General features: G+C 35.9%; 12 protein-coding genes and 2 tRNA genes. All 14 read left to right on the forward strand.

Features of this window, described 5'->3' with window-relative positions; all coding sequences use genetic code 11:
* The first annotated feature begins 1 nt into the window (after position 1).
* The 14 genes from mfd to AB5359_RS06640 all read left to right on the forward strand — a co-directional run bounded on the left by mfd (position 2) and on the right by AB5359_RS06640 (position 21,366).
* Complete coding sequence (mfd, locus tag AB5359_RS06575; RefSeq protein ID WP_048686294.1) at positions 2–3,499, forward strand: transcription-repair coupling factor; 3,498 nt, start codon at positions 2–4, stop codon at positions 3,497–3,499.
* Between the two features lie 13 nt (positions 3,500–3,512).
* Entirely contained in the window at positions 3,513–3,755 is a 243-nt protein-coding gene (locus AB5359_RS06580) for an RNA-binding S4 domain-containing protein (protein ID WP_048686296.1), read from the forward strand.
* 88 nt (positions 3,756–3,843) lie between these two features.
* Positions 3,844–4,221 (forward strand): septum formation initiator family protein, encoded by a 378-nt coding sequence (locus AB5359_RS06585; protein WP_003647843.1) that lies wholly within the window; start codon positions 3,844–3,846, stop codon positions 4,219–4,221.
* Positions 4,221–4,577, forward strand: a complete 357-nt coding sequence (locus tag AB5359_RS06590) for a S1 RNA-binding domain-containing protein (protein ID WP_048686298.1) — start codon at positions 4,221–4,223, stop codon at positions 4,575–4,577. The genes AB5359_RS06585 and AB5359_RS06590 overlap by 1 nt, the downstream gene beginning before the upstream one ends.
* A gap of 21 nt (positions 4,578–4,598) precedes the next feature.
* Complete coding sequence (gene tilS, locus AB5359_RS06595; protein WP_048686300.1) at positions 4,599–5,894, forward strand: tRNA lysidine(34) synthetase TilS; 1,296 nt, start codon at positions 4,599–4,601, stop codon at positions 5,892–5,894.
* Positions 5,895–5,977: 83 nt separating this feature from the next.
* Complete coding sequence (gene ftsH, locus AB5359_RS06600; protein ID WP_368279856.1) at positions 5,978–8,104, forward strand: ATP-dependent zinc metalloprotease FtsH; 2,127 nt, start codon at positions 5,978–5,980, stop codon at positions 8,102–8,104.
* Between the two features lie 82 nt (positions 8,105–8,186).
* Positions 8,187–10,886: a YfhO family protein gene (locus AB5359_RS06605; RefSeq protein ID WP_368279892.1), complete on the forward strand. Its 2,700-nt coding sequence runs from the start codon at positions 8,187–8,189 to the stop codon at positions 10,884–10,886.
* A gap of 221 nt (positions 10,887–11,107) precedes the next feature.
* Positions 11,108–11,983 (forward strand): Hsp33 family molecular chaperone HslO, encoded by an 876-nt coding sequence (gene hslO, locus AB5359_RS06610; protein ID WP_048686304.1) that lies wholly within the window; start codon positions 11,108–11,110, stop codon positions 11,981–11,983.
* A gap of 59 nt (positions 11,984–12,042) precedes the next feature.
* Positions 12,043–13,050 carry a tRNA dihydrouridine synthase DusB gene (dusB, locus tag AB5359_RS06615; protein ID WP_368279858.1) on the forward strand — a complete coding sequence of 336 codons (1,008 nt, stop codon included), beginning with the start codon at positions 12,043–12,045 and terminating at the stop codon, positions 13,048–13,050.
* A gap of 14 nt (positions 13,051–13,064) precedes the next feature.
* Complete coding sequence (lysS, locus tag AB5359_RS06620) at positions 13,065–14,606, forward strand: lysine--tRNA ligase (RefSeq protein ID WP_048686307.1); 1,542 nt, start codon at positions 13,065–13,067, stop codon at positions 14,604–14,606.
* 100 nt (positions 14,607–14,706) lie between these two features.
* Positions 14,707–14,781: transfer RNA gene (locus AB5359_RS06625), tRNA-Gly, on the forward strand.
* A gap of 40 nt (positions 14,782–14,821) precedes the next feature.
* Positions 14,822–14,895, forward strand: a tRNA-Pro gene (locus tag AB5359_RS06630).
* Between the two features lie 163 nt (positions 14,896–15,058).
* Positions 15,059–17,527: an ATP-dependent Clp protease ATP-binding subunit gene (locus AB5359_RS06635; protein ID WP_048685587.1), complete on the forward strand. Its 2,469-nt coding sequence runs from the start codon at positions 15,059–15,061 to the stop codon at positions 17,525–17,527.
* A 200-nt stretch (positions 17,528–17,727) separates the two neighbouring features.
* A complete protein-coding gene (locus AB5359_RS06640) occupies positions 17,728–21,366 on the forward strand; it encodes a DNA-directed RNA polymerase subunit beta (protein ID WP_048685589.1) in 3,639 nt (1,212 codons plus the stop codon).
* Positions 21,367–21,371 lie beyond the last annotated feature (5 nt).

Here is a 21,371-nt window from a genome sequence, read left to right on the forward strand (position 1 = left end):
AATGAACATTACAGAATTACTTAATAAAGACAAAGATTTAAATAATTTTATTAATAAAGTTCCAAAAGAAAAACGTTCACTTTTAACTGGAGTAAATTCTGGAGCTTTTAGTGCTGTCTTGATGCAAATGCTAAGCACTTGGCAGCGCCCATTAATTTTGGTTGAAGATAGTGAAGACAAGGCACAGATGCTTTTAGATGAACTAGGAAACTTATTACCTGATAATATGGTATTTAGTTTTCCAGTTGATGCCACAATTGCAACACAAACTGCTATCGCTTCTCCAGATGAGCTAAGTCAAAGACTGCAAACTTTGAAGTTTTTGACTGAAAAAAGAGCTGGAATTGTAGTAATTACTCCGCAAGCATTGCAATATAAGTTAAGTGATCCGCGAGATTTTACTAAAGCAAAGCAAGTATTTAAACCTGAGGCAGAATTTGACTTAGATGAATTAACTGCATGGTTCACACAAGCTGGATATCGTAGAGAAAATATTGTCGCACGTCCAGGAGAATTTGCTCGTCGTGGCGATATTCTTGATGTTTATCCTTTAGACCAAGAAAATCCTTTTAGAATTGAATTTTTTGGTGATGAGGTTGATACCGTAAAAGAATTTGATGCAGCAACACAACGTAGCTTAGAAGAAAAAGATATTGTTTCAATCGGCCCGGCTTTAGATAGAGTGTTTTCTAGTCGTAATCTTCATGAGGCAGTTAAGAAAATAAAACAAGACATGAAGGAATCAATTGCCAAAGAAGAAAATGTTAAAAATCATTTTGTTAAAGCAATTGATTTGCTTGAAGCGGATGGCCTTCCTGAAAATTATGCTTTTTTAGTTGATTACTTGCTTCCAAAGTCATTCAATTTGATTGATTATCTTGATAAAAATGGACTACTTTTATTTGATGATTGGCAAGCAATCAAAAAGAATGTTGCTGATGTAGATGCTCAAAATGAAGCTTTTATTTCCGAAGAAATAAAAGCAGGTGCAATGTTAAATAGCCAAAAATTACGACACAATTTTGAGCAAGTAGTTCAAAAGGTGAAACAAGCACAGGTAATATTTTCACTGTTTCAAAAAGGAATGGGTCGCTTAAAATTTGACCAAATACTTAATTTTACTACGCGAGAAGTCCAGCAATTCTTTAGTCAAATGCCGTTAATTAAGAGTGAATTGAAGCGCTTTGCGAATGAAGAAAATACGGTTATTTTACAGGCTGATTCTGCAACTCGTGCTAAGCAAATCACTCAAAATTTGGTAGATTATGGTGTTGATCTTCCGATTGTTAAATCTGATCAAATTTTGATAAAAAAAGCTCAAATAACTGTTGGTGATTTTGCACACGGTTTTGCACTTCCTAGTTTGAATTTAGTGTATTTAACTGAACGTGAACTATTTAATCAAAGACCACACCATCGTAAACGTATTAAAACACTCGAAAATGCTCAGCGTTTGCGAAACTATAACGAATTAAAGCCAGGTGATTATGTCGTTCATGTTAATCATGGTATTGGTCGTTTTGAGGGAATTAAGACGTTAGATGTAGATGGTAAAAAACGCGATTACATAACAATTACCTATCAGCATCATGATCAATTATTTGTTCCAGCTGATCAATTAGGATTAGTTCAAAAATACGTGGCATCAGAGGGTAAAGTTCCTCATATTAATAAACTAGGAAGTGCAGAGTGGGCCAAGACCAAAAAACGAGTTCAATCAAAGGTTGAAGATATTGCAGATGATTTAATCGAACTATACGCCAAACGTGAATCTGAAAAAGGTTTTGCCTTTAGTCCAGATGATGATTTACAAAAAGAATTCGAAGATGCTTTTCCTTATCCAGAAACGCCTGATCAATTGCGTTCAATTAGAGAAATCAAGGCGGATATGGAAAGTCCTAAGCCAATGGATCGCCTCTTAGTTGGAGATGTAGGTTTTGGTAAGACTGAAGTTGCTTTAAGAGCTGCTTTTAAGGCTATTCGTGATGGAAAGCAAGTTGCATTTTTAGCACCGACTACTATTTTGGCACAGCAACATTTTGAAACAATGCAAGATCGCTTTAAAAATTTCCCAGTCAATTGTGCGCTTTTATCGCGCTTTCAAACTCCTGCTGAAGTAAAGGAGATAATTGAAGGTGTAAAAAATGGTCAAATTGATATGGTTGTTGGTACGCATCGCTTATTATCAAAAGATGTAAAGTTTAAAGATCTTGGTTTATTAATAGTTGATGAAGAGCAGCGATTTGGCGTTAAGCACAAAGAAAGATTAAAGGAATTAAAAGCTAATATTGATGTTTTGACTTTGACAGCTACGCCAATTCCGCGTACTTTACACATGTCAATGGTTGGCGTGAGAGACCTTTCTGTAATGGAAACGCCGCCAACTAATCGATATCCAATTCAAACCTATGTCATGGAAGAGATGCCTAGTGTTGTACGCGAAGCGGTTCTTAGAGAAATGAAGCGAAATGGGCAGGTATTCTTCTTGCATAATCGGATTGATGACATTGATAAAGTAGTTAGCCGATTAGAGGAACTGATACCAGAAGCTAAAATTGAATATATTCATGGTCGCATGAGCGAAAACCAAATGGAAGATATTATGTATCGTTTTTCAAGAAATGAGTTTGATATCTTAGTAACAACAACAATTATCGAAACTGGAGTTGATATGCCTAATGTCAACACAATGATTGTTGAAAATGCAGATCACTATGGATTAAGTCAGCTTTATCAATTACGTGGTCGAATTGGACGAAGTGCTCGTTTAGCTTATGCCTATTTCTTGTATCAGCCTAATAAGGTTTTAACGGAAATTGGTGAAAAAAGACTAAGTGCTATTCGCGATTTTACTGAATTGGGATCTGGCTTTAAGATTGCAATGCGGGACTTGTCAATTAGAGGAGCCGGCAACATGCTAGGAAAACAGCAACACGGCTTTATTGATAGCGTTGGTTATGATCTGTATGCTCAAATGCTAGATGATGCAATTAAGAAACGTAAAGGCAAGAAAGTTGCTGTTAAATCTAATGCAGAAGTGCAATTTAATTTGGAAGCATATATTCCCGATGATTATATTGCTGATCAGGAACAGAAGATTGAATTTTATAAAAAAATTAAAGGAATTAATGATCAAAAAGAAGCAGAAAGTATTGCCGATGAATTAATTGATCGTTTTGGAGATTATCCATTAGCGGTGGAAAATTTGTTAAATGTATCAAAGGTTAAAGCAGATGCCGATTTGGCTCAAGTTGTAGCAATTAATCAGAAGTCAGATGATAAATTACAGGTTATTTTCAATAATCGTGCTAGTGAAGAATTAGAAGGGCCAAATATTTTTAAGGCATTAGAACATGTGTCGTTAAGAGCTAGGATTAATATGGATCCACAAAAGAGAATGAATGTCATGCTTGAACTTGAAAAAAAGATGAGCACTAGACAATTATTTAATGAATTACATGTATTTTTGGCAGCGGCGAGCGATATTGTTCAAAGATAGAGAGGAAAATAAAATGAGAATCGATAAGTTTTTAAAAGTATCTAGATTAGTTAAGAGACGTACAGTTGCTAAAGAAATGGCAGATCAAGGAAGAGTAAAAGTTAATGATCGAGTAGTTAAATCCAGGTATGACGTAAAAGTCGGTGATGTTATTGAAATCGGATTCGGTACGAAACAATTGAAAGCTCGTGTACTTGACTTGAGAGAAACGACTAAGAAGGCTGAAGCAAGCGATTTGTATGAGCTAATTGATTAATGACAAGGGAAGAGTAAGGTGTTATATTAATAACAAGTGGTGTTATAATTAAGATTTAGAATATAAACGAAAAGGCAGGGACACGCGTATGCAGAGAGGGCCACGACTTTATAATGCCTTAAGCGATGAAGAACGCTTGGCGCGCTTACGGCGCAAAGCAGCTAGGAAAGAAAAAGAAGTTCATCGCGTTCGGCGAAACCGAATTGTTGCTTGTTTTGCAATTGCAATTTTAATTTTTGGACTACAGTTAATTATGGTCCATGTACAAACGGGTAGAATTAATAGTCAAATTCAAACGAATAAGACAGAGTTAAACCAAGTTAATAAAACTAATAAAAAATTAAAGGCGCAAGTGGCAGATCTGAAAGATCCTGATTATGTGGCTAAAGTAATACGTTATAAGTTCTACTATTCTAAATCTGGCGAATCAATATATACTCTTCCTGATAAAGAGGAGGATTATTAGTGAAATTTCCAATTGGATTAAGACTTAATGCTAAAGTTAACAATATTACTAAACTTGGGATTTTTGTGACTTTACTGCACCATCATCATGGCTTGATTTTTCATAAAGATTTTGGTGATAAATGGGAAAGTGCTAGGAACAAGTACAGTATTGGAGATGAGATCAGGGTAGTTATTATCAATAATCGTGAGGGAAAGCTTTCGCTCTCTCTGAGTCAAGTAAATAATCCTGATTTGATTGATCCGACTAATGAATTTAAAGATAGTAAAGACTTTACTCCTTTAGCAAAGCTAGTAGAAAGTTCTACAAAGAAAATAGCAGATTTAAAGAATTCAATTGAGTTAAGTGACCAGTAAAGGTCACTTTTTTATTTAACAATGACAGAATTTACAAATTTTTTTACTAAAAATAATATTGAAATTAAAAATAAAAAGTTCTTGTTAGCTGCAAGTGGTGGACCTGATTCAGTGGCATTATTCCATATGTTAGTTAACTTCTTACCTGATCCTTCAGAACAGTTAATTGTTGCTCATTTGGATCATTGTCTAAGAAAAGATAGTTATTTAGAAAGTGAGTTACTACAAAGATTAACCACTGCTTTTAAAGTAAAACTAATAGAAAAAAGTTGGCCCCTTGCGCTTCATCCTCAAACTGGTATTGAAGCAAGGGCGCGTGAGTTTCGCTATGCATTTTTAGCCAATACCGGGAAAAAATATCAGGTTGATTACTTGTTAACAGCACATCATGGCGATGATTTAATTGAAAATATTTTACTCAAATTTATTCGTTCAGGGGATGTAGCTGAAATGAATAGTCTTCAGGTCGTAGGAAATTTTAACTCTATGAAGCTATTACGGCCGTTAATTAAGTATTCAAAAGATCAGTTGTTAGAATATGATAAGCAGAATGACTTAGACTATATTGAAGACGAGACTAATTTTGAAGATGATACTTTAAGAAATCGTTTAAGGCATCATGTTGTTCCTTTATTGAAAAAAGAAACGAATCATTTAGTTGAAAATGCCTATCGTTTTAGCGAAAGTGCAGCGCTACTTTCAGACTGTCAAAGTAGCTTTTTTGAAAGTTTGATTTTACCTGTTAGCTTTGGTAAAGCTTTACAAGGTAGGAAATCAGATCTAATAGACTTAAATAAAAATCAGTTAGCAGCTTTTTTTGATTATCTAATTTATAAAAAGTGGCATCAACGAGTTCACTTTGATGAAATTAGGTGGAGCAAAAATGCAACTTTTAACAAAGAAAATTTTCAATTAATTTTTTATCAAGATTATTATTACTTGATAAATAGAAACGAGTTAACGCCAATTGACGTTAATAAAAAGAAAATTAAGCTCGATGAAAAGTTTTCTTTAAACGGAAAAGAATACATGATTTCAAATGATAAAAAACTGGGCAACTTAGTTGGATATTTCTATGGAGCAAAAAGTGATTTCTTAGAGGTGGGAAGTTTACCTCAGGGAAGCAAATTAAGACTAGCTGATGGCAGGCAAACAAAAGCTAAGAAAAAATTTGCGGAGAATGGAATTCCTTTGATATTAAGGCCGTATTGTCTAACTATTTGGCAAGGAAAAAATCCAGTTTATGTTGAAAATGTCTATCAAAATCAAGAATATAATCCAGATTTTATTCGATATAATGTATATATTTATCTTTAAGTTTGTGCAAAGTTCTATGGTAAAAGCGTAATTTGTGGTAAAATCGTTGGAGTAATTCCAAGAAGTGTCGCGGAGGTTTATAGATGAAAAATAAAAGAAATAGACTGCTTTCTAACGGTCTTTTCTATATCATAGTATTCGTGATCCTCTTGGCTGGAATCAATTGGGCTGTGGGTGGCTCAGGTAGTAATGGTTCCACAGAAAATATCCGTTATTCTCAATTAGTAAAAGATTTAAAAGCGGGTAAAGTCAAGAGTATCAATGTACAACCATCGAATGGTGTATATACGGTTACTGGATCTTATAAGAAAGCTCAAAAGTCAAAGAATCAAAATAGTACTGGATTTGGACTTATTCCAAGTTCACAAAGTAGTAGTGAAGTAACTCGTTTCAGTACTACGATGCTTCAAAATGACTCAATGGTTAAGACAGTTTCAGATCTTGCTCAAAAGAGCGGAGCATCAATTTCTGGACAAGGTGAATCTCAATCTGGAACTTGGATTTCTACTATTGTCATGCTTGTTCCAACTTTGATTTTTATTGTCATGCTTTGGATGATGATGAACCAAGGTGGACAGGGTCGTGGTGGCGGCATGATGAACTTTGGAAAATCTCATGTTAAGCCACAAGATCCAAGTAAAAATAAGGTTAGATTCTCAGATGTAGCTGGTGAAGAAGAAGAAAAGCAAGAGTTAGTTGAAATTGTTGAATTCTTAAAGAATCCAGCAAAATATACTAAATTAGGTGCTAGAATTCCGGCTGGTGTTCTTCTTGAGGGCCCTCCTGGTACTGGTAAAACTTTACTTGCCCGTGCGGTTGCTGGTGAAGCTGGTGTACCATTTTATTCAATTTCTGGTTCAGACTTTGTTGAAATGTTCGTCGGTGTTGGTGCATCTCGTGTACGTGACTTATTTGAAACAGCTAAGAAGAATGCCCCAAGTATCATTTTCATTGATGAAATTGATGCCGTTGGACGTAAACGTGGCAATGGTGTTAGCGGTGGTCATGATGAAAGAGAACAGACTTTGAACCAACTATTGGTTGAGATGGATGGTTTCGAAGGTGATGAAGGTGTCATTGTTATGGCAGCTACTAACCGTTCAGATGTTCTTGACCCGGCACTTCTTCGTCCTGGCCGTTTTGACCGTAAGGTTTTAGTTGGTCGTCCAGATGTTAAAGGACGTGAAGCTATCTTAAAAGTTCATGCTAAGAATAAACCTTTAGCACCAGATGTCGACTTAAAAGAAGTAGCACGCCAAACTCCTGGTTTTGTGGGTGCTGATCTTGAAAATGTTTTAAACGAAGCTGCTTTAGTTGCTGCTCGTCGTAATAAGACTGAAATTACAGCATCTGATGTTGATGAAGCAGAAGACCGCGTTATTGCAGGACCAGCTAAGAAAGACACTGTTATTTCTCCTGAAGAAAGAAAGCGTGTTGCATACCATGAAGCAGGACACGCAATCGTTGGTTTAGTCCTTAGCGATTCTAGAACCGTTCGTAAAGTTACGATTGTACCTAGAGGTCGTGCTGGTGGATATAACATTATGCTTCCAAAAGAGGATGAAAATATCATCACTAAGAAGCAATTAATGGAACAAGTTGCTGGTTTAATGGGTGGTCGTGCTGGTGAAGAAGTAGTTGTTGGTGATAAATCTACGGGTGCTTCAAACGACTTTGAACAAGCCACTAACATTGCTCGTGGTATGGTTACTCAATATGGTATGACTGATGTTGGTATGACTGAGCTTGAATCTCCAAGTATGCAATCACCTTATGGAACTAAGCCGTACAGTGAAGCTACAGCTGCTAAGATCGATGAAGCAGTTAAAGAAATTCTTGATGAAGGTCACAAACAAGCCGTTGATATCATTAAGAGCCACCGTGAAACTCACAAGATTATTGCAGAAGCATTGCTCAAGTATGAAACTTTAAACGAAAAGCAAATTCTTTCATTATTCAAGACTGGTAAAATGCCAGAAAATGATGAGAATGAATTTCCAAGTGAATCTAAGGCTTCAACTTATGAAGAAGCAAAAGCTGCAATGGAAAAGAAGGATCAACAAAGAGAAGAAACTGAAAATAAGGATGACAAAGAAGACGTTCATCCACTTCCTGATGATCATAAGAATATTGACGATATTCCACTTAATCCACCATCTGAAAAGAAAGATTCTGACGAACACAATTCAGATGAAAACGAGGATAGGTAAGAGTTTATTGTAAGAGTAATGTTTATACTCCTTTCTAATACTGAAATTACAGATTTTAGAAAGGAGTTTTTTGGTATTAAGAATGAAATATTTAAGTAAAAAAGACAAAAAGATTTTAAAATTAAGCTTAATAAGTTGTTTGACAACTATAGTGCTCTTTTTCCTTTTATCTACTTTCACTGATTGTAATCCAATCTTTGGAGGAGTATTGTACGGAGGAGATTTACCTAATCAGTACTTATCTTTCTTTCAATACTATCGTCATTTAGTTTTAGGAAATTGGGCTAGTGCTGGGTATACTTTTTCTAATGGACTAGGTGGAGATATGGCTGGTAACATTGCTTACTATGTCTTAAGTCCGTTAAATTTTATAGTTTTTCTTTTTCCTGCAAATAAAATCAATATTGCCGTTTATGTAATAATCCTGCTTAAGCTAGGTTTGATGAGTGGTACATTTACTTGGCTTATTTTAAAATGGTTTAACTTTAAATATCAGGCCTATGCAATTTTTTTAGGAATTGCGTATAGTTTAAGTGGCTATTCAGTTGCTTATGCTGGAAATGTCATGTGGTTTGATGGATTAATTTTGTTGCCTTTAATCACTTATGCTTTGGTTAGAGGAATCAAGACTAATAAATGGCTCGCGTATAGTATTTTACTGGCTTGTGCCATTATATTTAATTACTATATTGGTTACATGATTTGTATCTTTATGGTAATTATTTTCCTAGCATATACAATCAATAATTTTAAAGACATAAGACTATTTTTCCACCAATTCTTGAATTTTGCGATCAGTTCAATTATTAGTGGTTTAATTAGTGCAATAGTCCTATTACCAACTCTATTTAATCTCTCAAGTAATAAATTAGCACAGTCGGATTTTAATTCAGATTTTAATATTAAGCTACTTATTACTGGGGGAAAAACAGTATCAAGACTGTTTATTGGGGATACTTACAATGATTGGCCGCCAATTTTTGTAGGTACATTAGCTGCTATAATTTTTATTATCTACTTTATTGATTCTCGTAATTCAGTTAAAGCTAGAATTACTAATCTGATAATTGGAATTATGTTTGTCTTAAGCATTATCGTGCGTCCGTTATACTTATTCTGGCATGGTGGACAACAAACTATTGCTTATCCTTATCGGTTTAGTTTTTTAATCGTATTTTGGATTTTGCTTTTAGCAGCAAAAGAGCTGTCATATCAAGACTTTAAGAGAAAAGATAGAATCATAGCTACCACTATTTATTTATTGCTAAGTTTGATGACTGTATATATTCGTCGTCGAATTGGACCAAATAATTTTTATGAATGGATAGCCGTAGCTTTAGTACTTCTCTTTGGAATATTAATCTACTTTTCAAATAAAAACTTCGTTCGAATTATTCTAATATTATTTGGGCTAGTCGAATTATCGGGAAACGCATATACTGGCCTTAGCAATCTTGGAATGAAGAGTGATTACTATCCTAGATACGTTGCAGAAAATAATGAAATAATTTCGAAGATCCCAGCAGCTGATAAGACAGGTAGAATTGCTAAAAATTATGAACTAAATAATGATCGCGGTGAAGGATATACTTTTAATTATCGTGGGGTAGAAGAATTTTCATCCAATAATGATTCACGAATTAGTAGTTTGATGACTGATTTAGGATTTTCAACATTTAGATACTTCTATTATTATCAAACTGGTACTGTAGTTACTGATGCTATTTTTAATGTTAAGAGCTTTATTAACAGTTCTTTGACTAATCAAAGCATTTCACCAGAATATGTTAACTATGGTTTAAGAGATGATTTAAAAACTAGACCAGTTATTTTAAAACAGGGCGATAAAACTGTGTATCGAAATGAAACACTTCCATTTGCCTTTGCTGGTAATTTATCCAATAAATTAAAGTTTAAAGATGAAAATCCTGTCTATAATCAAAACTTAGTTTTAAATTCTTTGACCCAATCTAAATCAAATGTGCTGGATTATAGTACTAAAAAGGCTCGAATTACAACAAATAACTTGTCAGTGAAATATGGTACAGTAAAGTATCATGTCATAAAGAAACATAAGAAGATTACTAAACGTACTGAACAAAAATATTTCACAATTAAAAGATATGATAAAGAGCGTCCTGGTACGATGAGTTTCACCTATGATAATCTGAAACCTAACCAAGTGGGATATATTCGATTTAGCAAAAATTTGATGCAATTAGTACTTCCTTTAAATAATTATCAATGGAATAAAAATCCTGATTATCGTCCTCCATTTAGTTTGACTATAAACGGTAAACAAGTTCAACTTCAAGAATATACAGATCAACTAATTGGCGTTCAAGCCGATAAGAATGGAAAAGTTGATATTAAAATGACCATAGATGGAAAAGGCGGCAAGGTCATTCTCAAATACCCTAAATTTGTGAATATCGACTTTTCAGCTTTGCATGATAAAGTCAAAAAAGCCCGTAACAGAGAAATGAAATTTACAAGCTTTAAAGATGGATATGTAGCTGGTAAAGTTACAATTGATAAAAATCAAAACTTAGTGACTACTATCCCTTATAGTAAGGGCTGGCAAGCTAAAGTAGACGGAAAACCAGTTAAAATTAATCGTACATTGGGTGTATTTATTGGATTAAAGATGAAACCAGGAACTCATCAAATTACATTGAAATATAGAACCCCAGGTGTATTAGTAGGTGCTATCTTGAGCATTATTGGTATTATTTCCTTAATTGTATTTACTTTATTTTTAAAGAAAAATAAGAAAGATTAATTGATTAGATACACTTCTCGATGCTTGTTTTGGAGAAGTGTATTTTTTTAAGTAGGTAAAAATTCAGTAATATCGACAGTATTAAATTGCTTATTGGCGCTGTAACAAGTATCATAGGTATAATCCTACTAGTGGTATTTAATTTTTTTGAAAAAGAAAAAGTATTAGTCAAAAAGTAAAGTCTATGTTTTATAGGCTTTATTTTTTAGGGGAAAGAAAAAATGAAAGATTATTTAGTAAAAGCAATTGATAAAACTAAAAACTTACGATTGATTACAGTTAATGCCAAAGGTCTTGTTGGTGAAGCGCAAAAAAGACATGATACATGGAGCGCATCGTCAGCTGTACTTGGTAGAACTTTAATTGGCGGTCTGCTTTTATCAGCAGCCTTATTGAAAGATAAAGATGAATTGACAGTTAGATTACTAGGCAACGGTCCAGTAGGAGCAACTGTTGTAACAGCAAAAGCTGACTTGACTATTAAGGGGTATATACAAAATCCGCATATTGCTCTTCCTCCTAAGAAAGATGGACATATTGATGTAGCAAGAGCTGTTGGTGAAGGTTGGCTTGAAGTAACCAAAGATCAAGGCCTAAAAGAACCTTATACCGGTCAGGTTCCGATTGTTAGTGGAGAAATTGCGGAAGATTTTACATATTATTTAGCAAAATCTGAACAAATTCCTTCAGCTGTTGGCTTGTCTGTTTTTGTTGAACCAAACAATAGTATCGGAGCTGCGGGCGGTTTTGTATTACAAGCATTGCCAGGAGCAACTGACGAACAATTAGCTCAAGTAGAAAAGAGAATTAAAGCTCTTCCGAATCTTTCAACTTTATTCCTAGATGGAATGACACCTGAAAATCTAGCCGAAAGGATCCTAGGAACTGATTGCAAGATTTTGGCTAAAGAAGATGTTGCGTTTTCCTGTGATTGCTCAAAAGAAAAATACAGCAAAATTTTAGCTACACTTAAGCCAGGACAACTAAAAGAAATGATTGAAAAGGATCACGGTGCAGAATTAGTTTGTCGTTTCTGCAAAGAAAAATATCACTTTACTGAAGATGAATTAAAAGATGTTCTTAAGAAGGTAAATTAAAGTGGTGTGTAGTAGATAGTTTTGCTATGATATTAGGGTATTTGAAAGGATGAGCAAGTGTGAAAAACGATAGTTGGAAAATTAGGGATGTTGAAATTCCTAATCATGTAGTAGTTGCACCGATGGCTGGAATTTCAAATGCTGCTTTCCGAGTAGTATGTAAAGAATTTGGCGCAGGCCTAGTGGTTTGTGAAATGATTTCAGATCATGGAATTATTTACCGCAATAAAAAGACTTTAGATATGTTGACAGTTGATCCTAGAGAGCATCCGATGAGTATTCAAATTTTCGGTGGAAGTGAAGAAACTTTAGTTGAAGCTGCTCATTATGTGGATACTCATACTGCAGCTGACATTATCAACATCAATATGGGTTGTCCTGTACCAAAAGTAACCAAGACTGATGCTGGAGCTCGTTGGTTATTGGATCCAAATAAGATTTATCAAATGGTTCATGCTGTAGTGAGAGATGTGAACAAACCAGTAACTGTTAAAATGAGAACAGGCTGGGATCAAAAGCATATATTTGCTGTTGAAAATGCCTTGGCTGCCCAAGAAGCTGGTGCTAGTGCTGTTGCTATGCACGGACGTACTAGAAAACAAATGTATATGGGTGAGGCAGATTGGGAAACCTTAAAAGATGTTGCAGATGCATTAACCATACCTTTTGTTGGTAATGGAGATGTTACAACACCTGAAAAAGCAAAATCAATGCTTGAAGATGTTCGAGCTGATGCAGTAATGGTCGGTAGAGCAGCCTTGGGAAATCCATGGATTATTAAGGACATGGTTCATTATTTAGACACTGGTGAAAAACTACGTCCACAAACTGTTGAAGAAAAAGTGGCAACTGCTAAAGAACAGTTAAATGGCTTAATTGATCTTAAAGGTGAAAAAATTGCTGTACCGGAATTTAGACGTCAAGCTGCTTATTATTTGAAAGGAATTCCCCGTTCAGCTCGAACCCGTGCTAAAATAAATGATGTTTGGACGAAACAAGAAGTTTTTGACTTGTTAGATGACTTTGTGGAAAAATATGAAGCAAGACAAAAGCAAATTAATCGATAAAAGGAGTTTTTAGAGTGGCAAAGAATGAAATGAACGACCAACTAATTGTTCGTCGTGAAAAAATGGACGAAATGCGTGAAAATGGCATTGAACCTTTTGGTGTAAGAAAGTTTGATCGTCAAGACTTAGCTCGTACTTTGAATGAAAAGTATAGTAAAGAAGATAAAGATGAATTAAATGCCGATATGCCTATGACCAAAATTTCAGGTCGTATGCTTGCCAAGCGTGGTAAGGGTAAAGTAGGTTTTGCTGATCTTTATGACCGTACTGGTAAGATTCAAATTTATGTACGTAAAGATATTGTTGGCGAAGACAACTACAAGATTTTTAAGAAATCAGATATTGGTGACTTCTTAGGCATTGATGGGGAAGTAATGAAAACTGATACTGGTGAGTTAACTATTCGTGCTACTCACGTTACTTTTTTAGCTAAAGCTCTTCGCCCATTACCTAATAAATGGGACGGTTTGAAAGATGTTGAACAAATTTATCGTCAACGTTATCTTGATTTGATTACTAATCACGAAAGTTACATGCGTTTTGTTCATCGTACTCAAATTATTCAAGCTATTCGTAACTACTTAAATAACCAAGATTTCTTAGAAGTTGAAACTCCAGTTCTTCACAATATTCCAGGTGGTGCTGAAGCACGCCCATTTATTACTCACCACAACGCTTTGGACATTGATCTTTACATGAGAATTGCGTTGGAACTTCCATTGAAGCGTTTGATTGTCGGTGGTATGGAAAGAGTTTATGAAATTGGCCGAGTATTTAGAAACGAAGGTGTTGATACTCGCCACAATCCTGAATTTACTGAGCTTGAAACTTATGCTGCTTACTGGGATTTCCACGATGTCATGGATGAAGCAGAAGGAATTATCAGAGCAGCTGCTAAAGTAGTTTCTCCAGACGGTAAGATTAACTACCAAGGTACTGATATTGACTTAGGTAAGCCATTCCGCCGCGTTCATATGGTTGACTTAATTAAGGAAAAGACTGGTGTTGACTTCTGGAAAGAAATGACTGACGAAGAAGCTAAGAAGATCGCAGAGGAACATGGAATTCATACTGAACCATTCTGGAAAGTCGGTCATGTAATTAATGCTTTCTTTGATGAATTTTGTGAAAAGACTATTGTTGATCCAACCTTTGTTTATGGGCACCCGGTAGAAATTTCACCACTTGCTAAAAAGAATGCAGATGATCCAAGATTTACTGATCGTTTTGAAATCTTTATTTTGGGAATGGAATACGGAAATGCCTTCTCAGAACTAAATGATCCAGTTGATCAACGCCACCGTTTTGAAGAACAAATGGAAGAACGCGAAGCTGGTAACGATGAAGCTGATATGATTGATGAAGATTATATCCGTGCAATGGAATTTGGTATGCCTCCTACAGGTGGTTTAGGTATTGGTATTGACCGTTTGGTAATGCTTTTAACTGATGCTCCAGCTATCCGTGATGTATTGCTCTTCCCAACAATGCGTCCTGAAAAGGTTGAAGACGTTGATGCCGAAGTGCAAGAAGACTTGAAGAAAAAGAATAAATAATTTAAAAAATAGGCTGTCTTTGAAGATGGTCTATTTTTTTGATTTTTTCAGAAAAAGTACTTGCAATCGAATGATGTTTTGCTATACTAGTAAATGTACTGCGGAAGTAGTTCAGTGGTAGAACATCACCTTGCCATGGTGGGGGTCGCGGGTTCGAATCCCGTCTTCCGCTCCAGTATAAAAGACTCACCGAAGCGTGAGTCTTTTTTGATATTCGGGATGTGGCTCAGCTTGGTAGAGCGCTACGTTCGGGACGTAGAAGTCGCAGGTTCAAATCCTGTCATCCCGATTGAATATTATTTTTATTAAAAGGTTCGTCTTAAGCTAGAAAGACGAACTTTTTTGTATATAATGTTCATGAAATATCAAATAGTTTACATTTACTAATTGTAAGTGTAAGATATTTGTCTAAAGATTGTAGTATGATCTTAAAAGAAATAAGGCGGTGCAGAATGGAAAAATCATATAGTGATAGTGCAAAGAATGTTCTTGAAATTGCTAAAGAGCAAGCACAAAACTTTCACCATCGAATTATTGGAACGGAGCATGTTTTGCTTGCTTTAGTAATTGAAGCTAACGGAGATGCCGGTAAGCTTTTGCGTGAAAGAAACGTAACACCAACCTTAGTGCGAGAAGAAATTGAAAGATATACTGGCTATGGTTCAAGTCCCAAAGCTACATATATGGAAATGTCACCACGCTTAAGCTTAGTTTTGAATTTTGCTAAGCAAAAATCTGACGAATTAGGCACTCCTCAAATTGAAACAAAGCATATTTTGCTAGGGTTATTAGCTAGTGACCAAATTTTGGCAAGTTTAATTTTGAAAAATATTGGTGTAGAACCACGTGACTTAAGTCAAGATATTAATAATAGTTTCATGGATGATTCTGGAGAAGCAAACAATATTTTTGATGTTTCTTCTGCAACTAGAACTAAAAAAGGCAAGTCACTGACACCTAATTTAGATAAAGTAAGTGTAAATTTAAATAAACGTGCACGCGAGGGTGCAATTGATCCAGTAATTGGTAGAGATAAAGAAATAAAGCGAGTAATTCAAATTTTATCTCGAAGAACTAAGAATAATCCTGTTTTAGTTGGAGAACCCGGAGTTGGTAAGACAGCAGTTGCACAAGGAATAGCTTCTGCAATTGTAAATCGTGAGGTTCCGGATAACTTAGCTAAAAAACGTGTCATGGCACTAGACATGGGAAGCTTAATTGCTGGAACTAAGTATCGCGGGGAATTTGAAGATAGAATGAAAAAAATTCTAAAGGAAATTCAACGTGATGGTTCTGTAATTCTATTTGTTGATGAAATGCATACCTTGATTGGTGCAGGTGGAGCAGAAGGTGCAATTGACGCTTCCAATATCCTGAAGCCATCTTTAGCGCGTGGTGATATTCAGATGATTGGTGCCACTACTTTTGATGAATACCAAAAATACATTGAAAAAGATCAAGCCTTGGCAAGACGTTTTCAACAAGTGAAAATCGGTGAGCCTTCAAAGGAAGAAACAGTGGACATCTTAAAGGGGTTACGTCCTAAGTATGAAAAATTCCATAATGTAAAAATTGAAGATGAAGCAATAAATGATGCAGTAGAATTTTCAACAAGGTATATTGCTAACCGCTTTTTACCTGATAAGGCAATTGACTTAATCGATGAAGCAAGTGCAGCGGTCAAGATTCAAGCAGTTGGTAAGGCTGACCCACGTTTGACTAAATTAGATACGCAAATTAATGATGTTATTCACCAAAAAGAAGAGGCTGCTGAAAATCAAAACTTTGTTCAAGCGGCTAAATTACGTGATGAAGAAAGCAAGCTTACACAAGATCGAGATAAATTAATTGCAAAAGTAGAAAATAAAAATTCTAAGAAGTCTATTGTTGATTCAAATAAAATTGCCCAAATTGTATCAGAATGGACTGGCGTACCAGTTACTCGAATGAAGAAGAGTGAAACGAAACGTTTAGCTCACCTCGAAAGCATTTTGCATGAACGCGTAATTGGACAAGATAAGGCAATTAGTGCAGTAAGTCGTGCGATTAGACGAAGCAGAAGTGGAATTAAGGATGAAAATCGTCCAATCGGTTCCTTCTTGTTCTTAGGTCCTACTGGTGTTGGTAAGACTGAATTAGCAAAAGCATTGGCAGCAGCAGTCTTTGGCTCTGAAAGAAATATTATTCGAGTTGACATGTCTGAATATATGGATCAAGTAGCTACAAGCAAGTTGATCGGTTCTGCTCCTGGTTATGTAGGCTATGAAGAAGGTGGACAACTTTCAGAACGGGTAAGACGTAATCCATATTCAGTAATTCTGCTAGATGAAGTAGAAAAAGCTCATCCGGATGTTTTCAATTTATTGTTGCAAGTTCTAGATGAAGGTTTCTTAACTGACTCTAAGGGAAGAAAAGTTGACTTCAGAAACACAATCATTATTATGACTTCTAACCTTGGTTCTCGTAGCTTGCAAGAAGATAAAACAGTTGGTTTTGCAGCTGATAATGAAGATAAAAATAAACTTCAACAAGAAAAGGTTACGGCAGCAGTTAAGCAATTCTTTAGACCAGAATTTTTAAATAGAATTGACGAAACAGTTGTCTTTGATAGTTTAACTAAGAAACAATTGCGTGAAATTGTTAGTTTAATGACTAGTCATTTGATCACTCAATTAGCTCGGAAAGAAGTTACTCTAAAAATTTCTCCAGCAGCGTTAGATGTGTTAGCTAAAGACGGTTTTGATCCAGAAATGGGTGCTCGTCCTTTACGTCGTGCAATTCAACATGAACTTGAGGACGTGATTGCAGAAGATTTAATTAGTGAAAAGGTTAAAGCCGGGCAAACAGTTAAGGTTGGCGCTCATCAGGGAAAATTAAAGTTCACAATTGTTGATGAGAGTAAGCCTTTAGTTAAAAATTAGTTCCTTTTGACAAATTAGTAATATAAGTGTAAAATACAAAACGTTTAAAAGGCTGAAATTCAGGATTTCGCTGATCTATTGTCCAGCGAGATGATAAAACAAAAACGACTATTACGTTGTTTTTGTTTTTTTGTACCCAAATTTTAACTTTTTGTAATTTGTAACACAAATGTAATATTTAGATTCTTATATAAGAAAGGATGTTTTCTTTGTTAGGACACGCTGTGAACTACGGTAGTCACCGGACAAGACGTAGCTTCTCTCGAATTAAAGAAGTATTGAAGTTACCTAACTTGACTGATGTGCAAACGCAATCTTACAAGTGGTTTCTTAATGAAGGTATTCGTGAAATGTTTGACGACATTATGCCGATTTCAGACTTTTCAGGAAAACTTTCTTTAGAGTTTGTTGACTACAAACTTCTGAAGCCAAAATATACTCTTGAAGAAGCACGTGATCACGATGCTAATTATTCTGCTCCTCTTCATGTAACTTTAAATTTAACCAACCATGAAACTGGAGAAATTAAGACTCAAGATGTCTTCTTCGGAGAATTCCCATTAATGACTGATTCAGGTACTTTCGTTATTAATGGTGCTGAGAGAGTTATTGTTTCTCAGCTTGTTAGATCTCCTGGTGTTTACTACCATTCAGATTTTGATAAAAATGGTCGCCAAATTTTCGGTGCTACAGTTATTCCTAACCGTGGTGCATGGCTTGAATATGAAACTGATGCTAAGGATTTAGCTTATGTTCGTATTGACCGTACTCGTAAGCTTCCTTTAACAGTTCTAATTCGTGCTTTAGGATTTGGCTCTGACAGTGAAGTTGCTGATATGTTTGGTGAAAGTGATTCACTTCGTTTCACTCTAGAAAAAGATATCCATAAAAATCCTGCTGACTCTCGTGTTGCCGAAGCTTTAAAGGATATCTATGAAAGATTACGTCCAGGTGAACCTAAAACTACGGATTCATCTCGTTCACTTTTATATGCTAGATTCTTTGATCCAAGAAGATACGATTTAGCTCCTGTTGGTCGCTACAAGATCAATAAGAAACTTTCTTTAAAGAATCGTTTATTAAGACAAACTTTGGCTGAAACTTTAGCTGATCCTGATACTGGTGAAATTATCGCTAAGAAGGGTGACGTTGTTACTCATGAAATTCTTGATAAATTGTCACCTTACTTAGATCGTGACGACTTTAAGATGGTAACTTATGAACCTTCAAAGGAAGGTGTATTACCTGATCCAGTAACAGTTCAAGAAATTAAAGTATATTCCAAAGTTGATCCTGAACGTGTAATTAAGCTAATGTCTAACGGTCATATTGCTGATGACGTTAAACACTTAACTCCAGCTGATGTTTTGGCATCAATTAATTACTTCTTTAACCTTCAAGATAACATCGGAACTACTGATGATATCGACCACTTAGGTAACCGTCGTATTCGTCGTGTAGGGGAATTACTTCAAAACCAATTTAGAATTGGTTTAGCAAGAATGGAACGTGTTGTGCGCGAAAGAATGTCAATTCAAGATATTTCTACAGTTACACCACAACAATTAATTAACATTCGTCCTGTTGTTGCTTCAGTTAAGGAATTCTTTGGTTCATCACAATTGTCACAGTTCATGGACCAAAACAACCCACTTGGTGAGTTAACTCACAAGCGTCGTATGTCTGCCTTAGGGCCTGGTGGTTTATCTCGTGATCGTGCTGGGTACGAGGTTCGTGACGTGCACTATACTCACTATGGTCGTTTATGTCCTATTGAAACTCCTGAAGGACCTAACATTGGTTTAATTAACTCTTTGGCAACTTACGCTATTGTTAATAAGTATGGTTTTATTGAAACACCATACCGTCGTGTTTCTTGGGATACTCACAAGGTTACTGACAAGATTGATTACTTAACTGCTGATGTTGAAGATAATTACATTATCGCTGGTGCCAACGCTCCATTAAACGAAGACGGTTCTTTCAAGGATAAGATTGTTTTAGCTCGTCATAAGGAAGATAACCTTGAAGTTACTCCTGATAAGATTGACTACATGGATGTTATTCCTAAGCAAGTAGTTTCCGTAACTTCTGCATGTATTCCTTTCCTTGAAAACGATGACTCTAACCGTGCCTTGATGGGTGCTAACCACCAACGTCAGGCTGTTCCATTGATTAATCCACACGCTCCAATTGTTGGTACTGGTATGGAATATCGTGCAGCTCATGACTCTGGGGATGCATTAGTTGCTAAAGCACCTGGTGTAGTTGAATACGTTGATGCAAACGAAATTAGAATTAGAAGAGACGATGATACTTTAGATAAGTATGTTCTTGAAAAATTCCGTCGTTCAAATGCAACTAAGAACTACAACCAAACACCAGCTGTTAAGCAAGGTGAAAGAGTAGTAGCTGACGAAGTTATTGCCGATGGTCCAGCAATGGAAAACGGCGAATTAGCTCTAGGTCAAAACCCAATTATTGCTTTCTTGACTTGGAACATGTACAACTATGAAGATGCCGTTATGATTTCTGAACGTATGGTTAAAGATGATGTCTACACATCTATCCATATTGAAGATTATGAATCAGAAGCTCGCGATACCAAGCTTGGACCTGAAGAAATCACCCGTGAAATTCCAAACGTTGGTGAAGATGCACTTAAAGACCTCGATGAAGAAGGTATTGTACGTATTGGTGCCGAAGTTCAAGACGGTGATATCTTAGTTGGTAAAGTTACTCCAAAGGGTGTTACTGAATTATCAGCTGAAGAACGTTTGCTTCACGCTATCTTTGGTGAAAAAGCTCGTGAAGTTCGCGATACTTCCTTACGTGTACCACATGGTGGCGGCGGTATTGTTCAAAACGTACAAGTCTTCACTCGTGAAGCAGGAGACGAATTACCACCTGGTGTAAACAAGATGGTTCGTGTCTACATCGTTCAAAAGCGTAAAATTCAGGTTGGTGACAAGATGTCTGGTCGTCACGGAAACAAGGGTACTATTGCCTTAGTTTGTCCTGAAGAAGATATGCCATACTTACCAGATGGTCGTCCAGTAGACATTTGTTTGAACCCAATGGGTGTGCCTTCACGTATGAACATTGGACAGGTTCTTGAATTACATTTAGGTATCGCAGCTAAGCAATTAGGTATTCATGTTGCTACTCCAGTATTTGATGGTGCTTCTGAAGATGATATGTGGAACATGGTTCGTGAAGCTGGTATTGGTAAAGACGGTAAGACTGTTCTTTATGATGGCCGTACTGGTGAACCATTCCACAACCGTGTTTCAGTAGGTATTATGTACTACTTGAAGTTGACTCACATGGTTGATGATAAGATCCACGCACGTTCAATTGGGCCTTACTCACTTGTTACTCAACAACCACTTGGTGGTAAAGCACAATTTGGTGGTCAGCGTTTTGGTGAAATGGAAGTTTGGGCTCTTGAAGCTTACGGTGCTGCATACACATTGCAAGAAATCTTGACTTACAAGTCAGATGATGTTGTTGGTCGTGTGAAGGCATATGAAGCTATTGTCAAGGGTGAAAGAATTCCAAAACCAGGTGTTCCAGAATCATTTAGAGTTCTTGTTAAGGAACTTCAATCCTTAGGTTTGGATATTAAAGTCTTAGATATGGACCACAAGGAAATTGAATTACGTGACATGGATGATGATTCTAATGATCACTTCAACATTGACACTTTATCTAAGCTTGCTGAACAACAAGAAAAGAAGAAGTTAGCCGAAGAAGCTGCAAAGAAAGATGATAAGTCAGCCGAACCTGTAGATCAGAGTAATTCTTCAACTTCATCTGATGATAAGGTTTCTAAGTAATAGGA

Source organism: Lactobacillus sp. RTP31084st1_F9_RTP31084_210423, assembly GCF_040919545.1.
Taxonomy (GTDB): Bacteria; Bacillota; Bacilli; order Lactobacillales; family Lactobacillaceae; genus Lactobacillus; species Lactobacillus paragasseri.